This is a genomic window from Clostridium thermobutyricum DSM 4928 (assembly GCF_002050515.1).
In the GTDB taxonomy this organism is placed as follows: domain Bacteria; phylum Bacillota; class Clostridia; order Clostridiales; family Clostridiaceae; genus Clostridium; species Clostridium thermobutyricum.
This window is the reverse complement of sequence record NZ_LTAY01000038.1, coordinates 20639-35331: the sequence shown is the minus strand read 5'-3', so window position 1 is coordinate 35331 and position 14693 is coordinate 20639. Positions and strand designations below refer to the sequence as shown.

11 protein-coding genes, 1 other RNA gene, 1 pseudogene and 1 other annotated feature are annotated in these 14693 nt (G+C 27.8%); of the genes and pseudogenes, 12 read left to right on the top strand and 1 reads right to left on the bottom strand.

The annotated features are described in order from the left end of the window. Nucleotides 1-76: 76 nt before the first annotated feature. Nucleotides 77-394, bottom strand: a complete 318-nt coding sequence (locus CLTHE_RS08310; RefSeq protein WP_080022844.1) for a hypothetical protein — start codon at nt 392-394, stop codon at nt 77-79. Nucleotides 395-565: 171 nt separating this feature from the next. Here CLTHE_RS08310 and CLTHE_RS08305 point away from each other — a divergent pair, with 171 nt between their 5' ends. The 12 genes and pseudogenes from CLTHE_RS08305 to CLTHE_RS17035 all read left to right on the top strand — a co-directional run. Beyond that, the gene (locus tag CLTHE_RS08305; RefSeq protein ID WP_002598310.1) at nt 566-1165 is read left to right on the top strand and encodes a hypothetical protein; all 600 of its coding nucleotides are present in this window, start codon (nt 566-568) and stop codon (nt 1163-1165) included. A gap of 198 nt (nt 1166-1363) precedes the next feature. Next, nucleotides 1364-1594: a preprotein translocase subunit SecG gene (gene secG / locus CLTHE_RS08300; protein ID WP_002598309.1), complete on the top strand. Its 231-nt coding sequence runs from the start codon at nt 1364-1366 to the stop codon at nt 1592-1594. 150 nt (nt 1595-1744) lie between these two features. Beyond that, nucleotides 1745-3760, top strand: coding sequence for a sodium-translocating pyrophosphatase (locus CLTHE_RS08295; protein WP_080022843.1), 2016 nt, complete (start codon nt 1745-1747; stop codon nt 3758-3760). Between the two features lie 741 nt (nt 3761-4501). Next, nucleotides 4502-6751, top strand: coding sequence for a ribonuclease R (rnr, locus tag CLTHE_RS08290; protein ID WP_080022842.1), 2250 nt, complete (start codon nt 4502-4504; stop codon nt 6749-6751). A 323-nt stretch (nt 6752-7074) separates the two neighbouring features. Beyond that, the gene (gene smpB / locus CLTHE_RS08285; protein ID WP_002598305.1) at nt 7075-7545 is read left to right on the top strand and encodes an SsrA-binding protein SmpB; all 471 of its coding nucleotides are present in this window, start codon (nt 7075-7077) and stop codon (nt 7543-7545) included. A 303-nt stretch (nt 7546-7848) separates the two neighbouring features. Continuing rightward, nucleotides 7849-9015, top strand: coding sequence for an iron-containing alcohol dehydrogenase (locus CLTHE_RS08280; protein WP_080022841.1), 1167 nt, complete (start codon nt 7849-7851; stop codon nt 9013-9015). A gap of 224 nt (nt 9016-9239) precedes the next feature. Then, the gene (locus tag CLTHE_RS16705; RefSeq protein WP_158082689.1) at nt 9240-9392 is read left to right on the top strand and encodes a hypothetical protein; all 153 of its coding nucleotides are present in this window, start codon (nt 9240-9242) and stop codon (nt 9390-9392) included. A 118-nt stretch (nt 9393-9510) separates the two neighbouring features. Then, nucleotides 9511-9761 (top strand) — a binding site (T-box leader). A gap of 115 nt (nt 9762-9876) precedes the next feature. Then, on the top strand, nt 9877-10422 hold the full coding sequence (locus CLTHE_RS08275; protein WP_080022840.1) for a tryptophan transporter: 546 nt from the start codon (nt 9877-9879) through the stop codon (nt 10420-10422). Nucleotides 10423-10636: 214 nt separating this feature from the next. After that, complete coding sequence (locus CLTHE_RS08270; RefSeq protein WP_080022839.1) at nt 10637-12778, top strand: N-acetylmuramoyl-L-alanine amidase; 2142 nt, start codon at nt 10637-10639, stop codon at nt 12776-12778. 286 nt (nt 12779-13064) lie between these two features. Continuing rightward, nucleotides 13065-13259, top strand: a complete 195-nt coding sequence (locus CLTHE_RS08265) for a hypothetical protein (RefSeq protein ID WP_080022838.1) — start codon at nt 13065-13067, stop codon at nt 13257-13259. Nucleotides 13260-13367: 108 nt separating this feature from the next. Further along, nucleotides 13368-13730: a transfer-messenger RNA gene (gene ssrA / locus CLTHE_RS08260) on the top strand. Between the two features lie 632 nt (nt 13731-14362). Further along, nucleotides 14363-14584, top strand: a pseudogene (locus CLTHE_RS17035) (IS3 family transposase); the annotation flags it as partial. Between the last annotated feature and the right edge of the window lie 109 nt (nt 14585-14693).

The window sequence follows — 14693 nt, the reverse complement described above, 5'->3', positions numbered from 1 at the left end:
ATTGTAGTGAAAATATAAAGTTAACATATTTGAATATAAAAGAAAACGATTAAATAAAATTTAATCGTTTTTATACTTACGCCACTTTTGCATTATAATTTTCTTTTTCATCTTTTTCAATTATTATTTCATAGTTTAATTTTAATATTTCTTTTATGTTTTTAAAAATAAGAAGTTTTCTTTCAATTCCATGTTCGTCTGAAAATTTTAAATATATTTTTTCAGGCTTATATAGATGCATATATACTTCTTGTAAATTATTAAAATTTTTTTTATCTAGTTTATTTAATGTAGGATTATGTAATAAGCCCTCTTCGTCTACTATTTTTAAATCTTTTAAATAACTATTTGTTTTATTATAAATTTTGAAATTAAATTTTAATTTAAAACTCATATGTATTACCTCTCTTATTATAAATAATGCTGTATCAAAAAAAAAAAGTAATCATTTACATTACCATTATATCATATAAAATCGAAATTATATAGATAAAATGAAATATATTCACATTATAATAAAATCTTAATAATATAATATTAAAAGAAAAATAAATAAGGTGGTAGTATGAAAAAAAATTATGATTACTCTGTGAATTTTGATAAAAAGACAGAAGAACTATTTAAAAATAGTGTTTATTTAGGACAAGGTAACAATGGAATTGTATATGAACTACCAGGAAATAAGATAATAAAAATATTTGTTGATAAAAAAATATGTGACATGGAAGCTAATACATTAAAGAAAACTAAGAAATCTAAATATTTTCCTAAAATATATTTCCATGGTAACCTTTATATAATAAGAGAAAAAGTTGAAGGTGAACGATTAGATAAATACATAAAAAGAAACGGATTAGATGAGGAGATGTCTAAAAAAATATATTTGCTATTAGAGGAATTTAGAAAATTAAAGTTTAAAAAATTAGATACTAGATGTAGGGATATATATGTAAATGATAAATTAGAGTTAAGAATGATTGATCCTAAAGGATGTTATACAAGAAAAGTAGATTTTCCAAGGCATTTAATGAAAAAGTTAAATAGATTAAATGTGCTAGGCACATTTTTAAAGCATATAAGAAAAATAAATAAAAAGAAAGCTAAGTATTGGGAAACTCAAATAAAAATATACTTTAAAATGAATAATATAAAATGTAATATATAAATAAATGCCTCATAAAGAATTTATAATATAATTTCTTTTATGAGGTATTTGTTTTTAGAAAAATTCTAAAATAAAGAATAATTAAAAATAAATGGATATAAATAAAATTATGAAATATGGAAAAAAATAAAAAGGTGTGATATACTAAATAGGTTAACAATATGAAAAAACAGAGGATTTAATATAGGAGGTGTTCCCATGCAAACTTTATTAACGATTCTAGTAGTTTTAACTGGAATAATAGTTATTGTTACTGTTTTAATGCAACCAAGTAAATCAGATGCATTAAGTGGTCTTATTCAAGGAAGTAATAATGATACTTTCTTTTCAAAGAATAAAGCAAGAACTAAAGAAGTTATATTAGCTAGAATAACAATGATAGCTATGATAATATTTGCATTATCAGTATTAGGATTACATCTATTATAAGCGTGGGATATCACCACATACTATTTGTAAACTACATTAATTAAATTTAATGTAGTTTTTTTATTTATAATTAAAATAAGGTATAAATTTATCACAGTTATAGTAAGTATAGAGTAAAGATAAGTATATAGGATAAAATGAGGTGACAAAATGGAACTTTTAATTTTACCATTAATTTGTGGTATTATTTCGCTTATCTTTCTAAGCATATTAGCTAAAAAAATAACAAAAGAGAAAGTTGGAAATGAAAAAATGAAAGAAATAGCAAATGCTATTTCAGAAGGAGCTATGGCATTTTTAAAAAAAGAATATAAATATCTTTCAATATTTATTATTGTTTTATTTATATTTATGGGAATTTTTTTAAGTATTCAAGCAGCATGTGCATTTTTAGTTGGTGCTTTATTTTCTATGGCAGCTGGTTATATTGGTATGAAAACAGCTGTAAAAGCAAATGTAAGAACAGCTAATGCAGCGAAAACTGGAATAAAAGAAGCTTTGGGAATTGCTTTTTCTGGTGGCTCTGTAATGGGATTATGTGTAGTTGGTCTTGGAATACTAGGAATTACAATTTTAGTTTATATTTTTAATTTTAATATTGAATATATTACAGGATTTGGTCTTGGAGCGTCATCTATTGCACTTTTTGCAAGAGTAGGTGGAGGAATTTATACTAAAGCTGCTGATGTTGGAGCAGACCTTGTTGGAAAGGTTGAAGCAGGAATACCAGAAGATGATCCAAGAAATCCAGCAGTTATTGCAGATAATGTAGGAGATAATGTAGGAGATGTAGCTGGAATGGGAGCAGACCTTTTTGAATCTTATGTTGGCTCAATTATATCAGCTATAACTCTTGGAAGTTTTGTAGCAGTTTCAATAGGAAATAATGCACTTATATATCCACTAGTACTTTCAGCACTTGGGATAATTTCATCTTTAATTGGAATTTTAATTGTTAAAGCATATAAAGGAGAAAAACCTCAAAAAGCTCTTAACAATGGAACTACAGTTGCAGGAATTTTAGCTCTTGTATTAGCTAGTGGAGCTTGTAAATATTTATTTGATAGTTTAACTCTTTTTATACCAGTAGTTGTAGGAGTTATAGTAGGAATAGCTATAGGGAAAATAACAGAAATATATACATCTTCAGATTATAAATTTGTAAAAAAAATTGCGAAAGAATGTGAAACAGGAGCTGCAACTAATATTATTGAGGGATTGGCAGTTGGAATGAAATCTACAGTTTTACCAATTATATTGATAGTTATAGGAATAATAATTTCTTATATAGGCTGTGGAGGAATGGAAGATAGTATGATAGGACTTTATAGTATAGCTTTATCAGCAGTTGGAATGTTATCTACAACTGCTATAACAGTAGCTGTTGATGCTTATGGCCCTATTGCAGATAATGCTGGAGGAATAGCTGAAATGAGTGAACTTCAAAAAGAGGTTAGAGAAATTACAGATAAATTAGATTCAGTAGGAAATACTACAGCAGCAATTGGAAAAGGTTTTGCAATTGGCTCAGCTGCACTTACAGCTCTTGCACTTTTTGCATCATATACTCAGTCAGTAAATCTTGAAAGTATAAATCTTTTAAATCCATTAACTCTTGTAGGAGTTTTAATTGGAGGAATGTTACCATTTTTATTTGGAGCTTTAACTATGGAATCAGTAGGGAAAGCAGCAGGAGAGATGGTAGAAGAGGTAAGAAAACAATTTAGAGAAAAACCAGGAATATTAGAAGGAAAAGAAAAACCTGATTATGCAAGATGCGTTGAAATATCAACAAAAGCAGCATTAAAAGAAATGATACTTCCAGGAGTAATAGCAGTTTTAGCACCTATAATAGTTGGAATACTTTTAGGAGCTGAGGCCTTAGCAGGACTTATAGCTGGTGGGGTTGTAACTGGAGTTATGCTTGCAATTATGATGTCAAATTCAGGTGGAGCTTGGGATAATGCTAAAAAATATATTGAAAGCGGAGAATATGGTGGAAAAGGAAGTGATGCGCATAAAGCTGGTGTTGTTGGAGATACTGTTGGAGATCCATTTAAAGATACATCAGGACCATCAATGAATATATTAATAAAATTGATGACAATAGTATCACTAGTTTTTGCACCTTTAATAGTACAATTTGGTGGAATTTTATTTAAATAAGCTATATCTAAAATTTATTTATACACTCCAAAAAACAAATTACTTAAAGATATGCTAATTAAATTAAATTTAATTAGCATATTTTTATTAAATTAACTTTTTATATACAAATTTCATAAATTTCGCAAAAACTATAAACAAAATATGAATTTTATGTTAATATAATATTGTTACTGAAAGAAATTCACGAAATAAAGAATTAATTAAAGTATATAATTATTTCAATATATTTTATAAAAGAAATAATCTAATTAATAAGGAAAATGTGTTTTTTTAGTGGACATCTATGATTTAGTCTATATAAATGGTGGCTCAACTAACTTTTATAAGTTAGAAATACTGTTAGAATAGATAAATCATTTAGATAAAGTAGTTTAAGAGGTAAAAAGTGAACTTTACAAAGAAATTTGCTAATAGATAGTAAGTTTCATAATTAAAATAGAGGTATAGGGGTGTTAATCTATTTTAATCGTCGGTGGGTGATCAATCAATAAACTATGGTATAAAGGGTATTATAAAGAATTATTTTATGCAAAGACTATGTGCTATTAACTTATAGTTAACTAGCACATAGTCTTTTTTATAAATAAAAAAAGTGTTTAGGATAACTATGGTAAAAAAATAGGCATATTATGCTATAATACAATAAAGAATAAATTAATGGAAATTTGTCAATTATAATAGTAAAAGAAATTAATAGGAATATACTAATAATATAGACAAAAGTATGGAGGAACAAATATGGGGATTAAAGATACATTATTAGCCTTTATGGGTGAAGATGCATATAGACCAATGGATATTAGCTCTTTATCAAGAATATTTGATATAAAAAAAGAAGAGTTTAAGGCTTTTAAAAATGTTTTAAGAGATATGGAAAATGAAGGACTTGTTATGAAAAATGATAAAGACAAGTTTGCACTTCCAGAAAAGTTTGGATATGTAAGAGGAAAAATACAAGCACATGCTAAAGGCTTTGGTTTTCTTATTCCAGAAAGAGAAGGAGAAAAAGATGTTTTTATAGCTGGTTCTCTTTTAAATGGAGCTATGAATGGAGATAAAGTAATTGTACAGGTTACTAAAGAAGATAGAGGTGGAATAAGAAAAAGAGAAGGAGAAGTAGTTTCTATAATAGAAAGAGTAAACACTAGAATAATTGGTGAATACGAAGATAGTAGAAATTTTGGTTTTGTAGTCCCAGAAGATACAAGACTTACTCAAGACATATTTATTTCAAAGAAAGATAGAAATGGTGCAAAATCTGGAGATATTGTAATTGTAGAAGTAACTAAATGGCCAGAGGGAAGAAGAAGTCCTGAAGGGTATATTTCAGAAGTTTTAGGTAAGAAAGGTGATAAAGGTCTTGATATTCTTACTATAATTAAAAAACATGGATTACCAGAAGAGTTTCCACAAAAAGTTCTAAGCTTTGCAGATAGTATCCCAGAAGAAATAGATGAAAAAGAATATAAGAGAAGAACTGATTTCAGAGATTGGAATATGGTTACAATAGATGGTGAGGATGCTAAAGACTTAGATGATGCTGTATCTATTGAAAGACTAGAAGATGGAAAGTTTAAATTAGGAGTTCATATAGCAGATGTTTCTCATTATGTAAGAGAAAAAAATCCTTTAGATAAAGAGGCTTTAAATAGAGCTACATCAGTTTATTTAATAGATAGAGTTATACCAATGCTTCCTAAAAAACTTTCAAATGGAATTTGTTCACTTAATCCAAAAGTAGATAGACTTACATTAAGTTGTGTTATGACTATAGATAAAAAAGGAAAAGTTATTGCACATGAAATACATGAAAGTATAATACGAACAAATGAAAGAATGACATATACAGATGTAACTAAAATTCTTAAAGATAAAGATGAAGAGTTAATCAAAAAATATGATTATCTTTATGATGATTTCTTAGCAATGGAAGAGCTTGCACTTATATTAAATAAGAGAAGAATGAAAAGAGGTTCAATAGATTTTGAATTCCCAGAAGCTAAGATAACTCTTGATAAAATGGGTAAACCAATTGATGTAAAACCTTATCCAAGAGAAATATCAAATAGAATGATAGAAGAATTTATGCTTGTATGTAATGAAACAATAGCTGAAGATATGTATTGGCAAAACCTACCTTTCGTATACAGAATTCACGAAGATCCAGATGAAGAAAAATTATCAAGATTTAAAGAGTTTGTATATAACTTAGGTTATCCAATGAGAACTAATGCTGAAATACATCCAAAAATGATGCAAGAAATATTAGAAAAAGTTAAAGGTAAGAGTGAAGAAACTGTAGTAAGTACTCTTATGCTTAGAAGTATGATGAAAGCTAAATATTCACCTGAATGTGTAGGTCACTTTGGACTTGCAGCTAAATATTATTGTCACTTTACATCACCAATTAGAAGATATCCTGATCTTCAAATACACAGAATTATAAAAGAAAACTTAAATGGAAAATTAGAAGGAAAAAGAATTTCTAAGCTTAAAGGAATTGTTGAATATGCTTCTAAACAATCATCAGATAGAGAAAAATTAGCTGTAGAAGCTGAAAGAGAAGTTGATGATTTAAAGAAAGCAGAATATATGCTAGATAGAATAGGTGAAGAATTTGAAGGAATAGTTTCATCAGTAACTTCATTTGGTATGTTTGTAGAGTTACCAAGTACTATAGAAGGTCTTGTGCATATTACATCTCTTGAAGATGATTATTATGTATATGATGAGGATCATCTTTCACTTATTGGAGAAAGAACAAAAAGAATCTATAGACTTGGAGATAGCGTAAAAGTAAAATGTAGCAGAGTTGATATAGATAACAGAGAAATTTATTTTGAACTTGCTACAGATGAAAATGAAGAAGAAGCTGTAGAAGAAACTGCAAAAGAGCTTATAGATAGAATCTTAGATGTTAAACAAGAGTTTAAAGGATTAGATAAAGAAATAGTAGAGTCTAAAGAATTAGGTAAAACAGAAGAATAAAATAAAAGCTGTCTCAAAGTGGTAGTTAACTGTTTTTGAGGCAGCTTTTAAGTTCTATTAAGATAGAAAATAAATTAGATAGAAAATTGAAAAGATAATATTAATTGTATAGGCAGAATTTATTAGAATAATGAAGATATAAATAAAAAGAACATTATAGATTTTTTTAATTAGAAAGAATAGATTTTCTATCTTGCTTATTGGAATTAAAAAATTAAATAGTTTAGCGTAAATGATTAAAATAGGCAAATTGTTGTAAATAGCAGTAACATATATTATAATTTTAGATAAGTTAAAAGAGCAGAGATAAGTAGGTGAATTAAATGGCTAGAAAAAAGAATTCAAATTCATTAGCAGAAAATAGAAAAGCTAGACATGATTATTTTATAGAAGAAACAATAGAGGCAGGACTTGCTTTAGTTGGTACAGAAGTTAAATCAATAAGAAATGGTAGAGCAAATCTTAAAGATTGTTATGCAGATATTAGAGATGGAGAAGTTTTTATAAGAGGAATGCATGTAAGTCCATATGAGCAAGGAAATATATTTAATGTTGATCCTCTTAGAGATAGAAAGTTACTTCTTCACAAACAAGAGATTGGAAGACTTGCAGGGCTTGTATCAAGAGAAGGTCTTACACTTATACCACTTTCTCTTTATTTAAAAGAGGGTAAAGTAAAGGTTGCGCTTGGAGTTTGTAAGGGTAAGAAAAATTATGATAAGAGAGATTCAATGCTTGAAAAAGCTCATAAAAGAGACATTGAAAGAGAAATGAAAAATAAAAATAGATATTAAGATTAAAATCTTTAGGTGGAAACATCTAAGGATTTTTTTGTTATATATGTATTATGATTAATATTCATAATAAATAAAAAATTATATTCTTAATTAATAATAAATCAGATTTTAGTATAAAAATTAAAATAAAAAATTTTTTGAAAACATATACAATAAATAATAAATGTGTTACAATAAAATAGAAATAAAGTTAATAAATTACAAAAATAAGTGATTATAGAGTGGAGTAAGATAATAAGTAAATAAAAATTACACAAACTATATAAGAAAATTAAACTTTAATTTGAAGGGAGTTAGCTTATGGCACGTTTTACTTTACCAAGAGATTTATACCACGGAAAAGGATCATTAGAGGTTTTGAAAAGTATAAAAGGGAAGAAGGCATTTGTAGTTGTTGGTGGGGGTTCAATGAAAAGATTTGGATTCTTAGACAAAGTAGAATCTTACTTAAAAGAAGCAGGTATTGAAGTAGAAATTTTTGAAGGTGTTGAACCAGACCCATCTGTTGAAACTGTTATGAAAGGTGCAGAAGCTATGAGAAAGTTTCATCCTGATTGGATAGTTGCAATGGGAGGAGGTTCTCCAATAGATGCAGCAAAAGCAATGTGGATTTTTTATGAGTATCCAGATTTTACTTTTGAAAAGGCAGTAGTTCCTTTTGGATTGCCAGAGCTTAGACAAAAAGCTAAATTTATAGCTATTCCATCTACAAGTGGAACAGCAACAGAAGTAACAGCTTTCTCAGTAATAACAAATTACACTGAAAAAATTAAATATCCATTAGCTGATTTTAATTTAACTCCAGATATAGCTATAGTAGATCCGGATTTAGCACAAACAATGCCAAAGAAACTTGTTGCACATACTGGAATGGATGCGTTAACACATGGAATAGAAGCATATACAGCAAGTCTTAGATCTAATTTTTCAGATCCACTTGCAGCTAAAGGAATAAAAATGGTAGTTGAAAATCTTTTAAAATCTTTTGAGGGAGATGAAAAAGCTAGAGAAGAAATGCATGATGCTCAATGTTTAGTTGGAATGGCATTTTCAAATGCACTTTTAGGAATTGTTCATTCAATGGCACATAAGACAGGTGCAGTATTCCATATTCCTCATGGATGTGCAAATGCAATATTCTTACCATATGTTATAAAATATAATAGAAAAAATTGCGAAGACAGATATGCTGATATAGCTAGAATGCTAAAATTAGAAGGTAATACAGATAGTGAATTAACAGATTCACTAATTAATTTAATAAATGAAATGAATACAAAATTAGAAATTCCTCATACTATGAAAGAATATGGAATAGAAGAGGAAGACTTTAAAAATAATTTAGAGTTTATTTCTAAAAATGCAGTATTAGATGCATGTACAGGCTCAAATCCAAGAGAAATAGATGATAAGACAATGGAAAGATTATTTACTTGTGCTTATTATGGAACAGAAGTAGATTTTTAAATGGCATAAATAGCTAATAGAAATTCTTCTTAAAAAATAATATAAGTAAATTAAAAAAAGCTCACAATTACTAAAAACTTCATATACTAAGACTACTAAATTTAATTTAGTAGTCTTTTTAATTTGTTAATAATTTGTAAATAAAATTCATTTTTAGGAAAAATGTGTACATTTTGTAATATAATTTAAGTAAAGGATTACATAAAGTGATGGAGATGATTTTTGTGAGTAGAAAGTTAGAAAGTCTTATTGAAGAAAGAGAAAATCTTTATTTAAAAGTTTTATTACTTGTTGAGTCTGGTGCGAGTAGTGAAGAAATATCTAATATGAACAGAAGAATTGAAAAATTAAATTTACAAATATCACTTGAACAATAGATAAAAGGCGCTATAATCTTTAATTTAAGATTATAGCGCTTTAAATTTAAAAAAATAAAATAAAGTTGTTGCAAAAAGTTATAAATTTAATATAATGTAGTATAAATAAAATAATAAAGAAAGTCCAAAGAGAAGGAATAGTAAATAAAATAAGCTTTAATAAAGAGAGTTTAGGGTGGTGAAATCTAAGCAAGAAGAATTTTATTGAATGGACCTTTGAGGAATAATAGGAAATCTAGAAATAGAGAGTAAAAATTATTGGGTACCTCCCATTATAGAGGTTAGAGTATGATAGTACTTGAAAAGAGAGGTGTTTTTTTATACATAAAAACACAATTTAGGTGGCAACGCGGAATTTTCGTCCTATGTTTTATTACATAGGGCGTTTTTTATTTTAAGGAGGTGATTTTGATGAAGTGAAGAGAAAAAATTTGCATTGAAAAAATAATAAGAATAATTTTAATTAAAAGGAGAGAAATAAAAAATGAGAGATTCAAAAACAAAGAAAATGATAATAAATGCATTAATGCTTGGGATAGGAGCTATCCTTCATCAAATAACACCAGCACTTGGACTTCCAATGCAACCGGATTTTGCTTTAGCAATGTTATTCATAATAATAATTTTAAATAATGGAGGTTATAAAACATCTTTAGTATGTGGAATAATAACAGGAATTTTTACAGCTTTAACAACAAAATTTCCAGGTGGGCAAGTTCCAAATATGATAGATAAAATAATAACAGTTCATGTTGTAGTATTTATAATTTATGGTTTAAATAAACTTAAAATAATGAAAAGTTTAGAAGAAAAAAAGAGAATGACTATAATGTGTGGAATAGTTTTAGGAATAGGAACTTTAATTAGCGGATTAACATTTATATATTCTGCAAATTTAATAGTAGGATTGCCTGCTCCATTTATAGCACTATTTAATACAGTAGTTCTTCCTGCAGTTTTAATAAATTTAGTTGCTGGAATTATCTTATTTAAAATAGTACAAACTTCTATAAAAAGAGCAATAATATAGAGAATAAAATATTTTAGAGAGTATTATATAAATTCTAATACTCTCTTTGTTTAAATTTAAGGGTTAAAATTATAGAGATTAATCTTTAAATTTGTGGATAAAAACAACTTAATTTACAAAATTTATTGAAAACGCCGTCGAACTAAATTATAATTAAAATATTAATAAAATATTACAAAATGGTTAATAGCTTGATTTATGGGGGAAATTATTTATGAATAGAAAAAGGTTAAATAATATTATTAAAGCTACAATGTTTTTTATTGCAGTTTCAATTGGAACAGCTTTTAGTGGAAATATAGATGCATTTGCTGATTCAAATTTAGAAAAAGAATTTGTTTCAGTCATCAGTAAATATAGTAATGATGAAGTAGTTGTTGAAAATGGAATATCCTTAAGAAAAGGTGAAACTTTAGACCTTTCAAAACATAAGGGATGGGAAATGTCAAACAATAATGTTATAGAGATAAATGAAAATGGTATTGCTAAACCAAAAGAAACAGGAACTGTTTATTTAAGTAATAAAATTGGAAATAAAGTTCACATAGTAGAAGTTTATGTTCCTAGTAATTCCGTTTATTCTAGAACATCTAGAAGTAATTCGGTAGATAGAAATTATTATAAAGTTTTTATAGATCCAGGTCATGGTGGGTCAGATAATGGTGCTAGTGGAAATGGATTGCTTGAAGATGAATTAACGCTACAAATTTCATTAAAGCTAAAAAATATTCTACAATCAAGAGGAATAGAAGTTAAAATGAGTAGAGAATCAGATGTGTATCTTTCTCTTGGGGAAAGAACACAAATGGGAAATGCTTATGGAGCTGATGTGTTTGTGTCTCCTCATATAAATTCTTTTAATGGTGCTAGTGCAAAAGGGATAGAAACATATTATCATGTAAATAAATCTTCTGAAAGACCTTTAAGTAGTAATATTCAAGAAAATGCTATAAAGGAAACAGGAGCAGTAAATAGAGGAGTAAAGTCAGCTAATTTTGCAGTTATAAGAGAAAGTTCAATGCCATCATCACTTTTTGAAGCAGGGTTTATAAGTAATCCAGAAGAAGCATCAAAGCTTGGTAGTTCAGAATATCAAAATAAATTAGCAAAAGCATTAGCAGATGGAATAGAAAAATATTTAAAAGATAATATAAAATTAAGTGGAAGTGGGGATAAGCCTGTAATTCCTGAAACACCAAGTACTCCAGAAGGAGAAGTTAAAACAGGAGTTGTTACAGCAAGTTCATTAAATGTAAGAAGTGGAGCAGGGACAAGTTATTCAACTATAGGAAGTCTTAGAAATGGAGCTTCAGTTGAAATAATAAGTACATCAAATGGATGGCATAAAATAAAATATGGAAATGGTTATGGTTATGTAAGTTCTGACTATATTAAAATAAATTCACAAAATCAAACACCTCCATCAACAAATACTCCAAGTACTTCAACTAAAAAAGGAACTGTAAATGCAACATCATTAAATGTAAGAAGTGGGGCAGGAACAAGTTATTCAACTATAGGAAGTCTTAGAAATGGAGCTTCAGTTGAAATAATAAGTACATCAAATGGATGGCATAAAATAAAGTATGGAAATGGTTATGGGTATGTAAGTGCTGATTATATAAAAGTAGATTCACAATCATCACAACCTTCAAATCCAACTTCTCCAAGTACACCAGAAAATCCAAATAATTCAACTAAGAGTGGAACAGTAACAGCTGATTCATTAAATATAAGAAGTGGAGCGGGAACAGGACATAGTGTAATAGGAAGTTTAAAAAGAGGTGCTAAAGTACAAATAGTAAGTACATCAAATGGATGGCATAAAATAAAACATGGAAGTGGATATGGATATGTAAGTGCTGATTATGTAAAAGTAGATTCACAAACAACACCATCAAATCCAGAAACTCCAAATAAGCCATCTACACCAGAAGCTCCAAGTACTTCAACTAAGAAAGGAATAGTAAATGCAACTTCATTAAATATAAGAAGTGGAGCAGGAACAGGACATAGTGTAATAGGAAGTTTAAGAAATGGAGCTTCAGTTGAAATAATAAGTACATCAAATGGATGGCATAAAATAAAACATGGAAATGGATATGGATATATAAGTGCTGATTTTGTTAAAATTTCTAGTGAAAGTTCTTCAAATTCAAGTACAAGTTCAGTTAGAACAGGGACAGTAACTGCAAGTTCTCTAAATGTAAGAGAAAGAGCAACAACAAGTTCACTAGTTATAGGTGCTTTTAAGAAAGGTTCTAAAGTAAAAGTTTTAGGAACATCAAATGGATGGCATAAAATAGAATATGGATATGGTTATGGATATGTAAGTGCTCAATATGTAAGTTTATAAAAATATGAATGCCCTTAGAATTAAAAGTTTAAAATACTTAAAATTTCTAAGGGATTAATTTAAAATAAAAACATATTTAAAGTTAAATAATTAATCTTAATTCATATAATAAAAAATAGATTATATAATAAAAAATAGATTATATAATAAAATATAGGAGTTTATAATTAGATCTAAGAAGCTTTATAATATTATAAAAATAAAGATTATTATATAAAGAAAAAGCAATTACTTAATTTATATGATTTAACAATATAAATTATAAAATGGGGGAATAGAATTAAATATGGGAGTTTGGATAAATGAAATAAAAAGATTAATAAGAGTATTATTTAAAAATTATGTTGTATTTGGATTTGTAGCAGGAATAATGCTTGGATTTACATTTAATAATCTTGTGGTTTTTATACCACTATGTGGATGCTTAGGGTATTACTATGAAGCTTTATATCAAGAAAAACTTAAAAAAGGAAGTAAATAGGTAAGAAATGAGAGGATAAAAGCTATTAGATAAGTTGACAATAGGAAAAACATATTATATACTTAGGATACAAAATTGAATAGCGTTTATAAACTAAACTTATAACTTGGGGATGTTTTGGCTTCGACGGGGGTAAGTGAGGTTTGGTAAGCGGGCCGAGGGAAGCATGGTGCCTCGTTAATAAAGTATGCATTAAAGATAAACGCAGAAGACAATAATTTTGCATTAGCAGCTTAATAAACGCTGCTCATCAGCCTTAGATTGCCCACGGTCTAAGATCCTGGTGTCATTTTAAAAGTGGGGAACCGAGCTTAGCAAAGCTTTGAGCTAAGAACGGAATTTATGAAGCTAGCGAATGGTACGTGTGTCTATACATGTCACCATGAGCGAAACTTAAATTATAGACTACGCTCGTAGAAAGCTAGACGGATCTACTTTCGGACACGGGTTCGACACCCGTCATCTCCACCATAAAAACCACGACTATGTATAATGTAGTATATAAGTTATACATAGTCGTGGTTTTTTTTTATTATTACGTGGTAGCGTAACCAGTCAAATAAATATGGAATATATGTGTTAAAATGAATTTACATATGTAATATCACATATTTGGTGGAGGGATAGAGTGAATTAAAGTTAAGTAAAAAAGGAAAATATCATTTGGAAAGTAGATGTTTTTCTCTAAGAATAAATTACGTTTTAGTATTAATAAATAGAGGTAATAGAAATGTGATTATGTAATAAGGGGTGCTTGATATTATTAGGTGATGCTGGTTTAGGAAAATCAACAGTTATGGCTCATGAGGTGGAGAGATAAAAATAAATTAGAAGAAAAAAATATTATGAATGTTGATTTAAGGAGTGTAAGTAGTGATACAAGACTAGATAATTTAATTTTTAAAAATGATATTTTTATTAACTGGATGAATGGGGAATACGATCTTTATTTATTTTTAGATAGTTTAAATGAAGGATTACTACAAGTAGGGACTTTAGCAGAGATTTTGATTGAAAATTTTAAAGAAGTTGATATATCGAGATTGAAATTAAGAGTTGCATGTCGTACTGGTGTTTTACCAAGTACATTTGAAACAGAATTAAAATCTTTAAGTAAAAAGGTCTGTCCTTATGACAACGCTGTGGCGGAAGCTGGATATAAAATAATAAAAACAGAATTTGCATTCAATAGAATTTTTAATAATTTAGAGGAACTTAAGTTAGAACTTAGAAGTTATGTATTGTGGTACAACAATAAACGCATTCACAGTTCTTTAAACTACATGACTCCAGTTGAGGATAGACTTGCAAATATGAACAAATAAAAAATGTATTAAAAAGTATTGACAATCCAGCATGAAAACAAATGCAAAACTTAGGGAAGTTTATGAGCTTGTATTATCTGTAAGATAAGACTAAAATTGAATAATATCA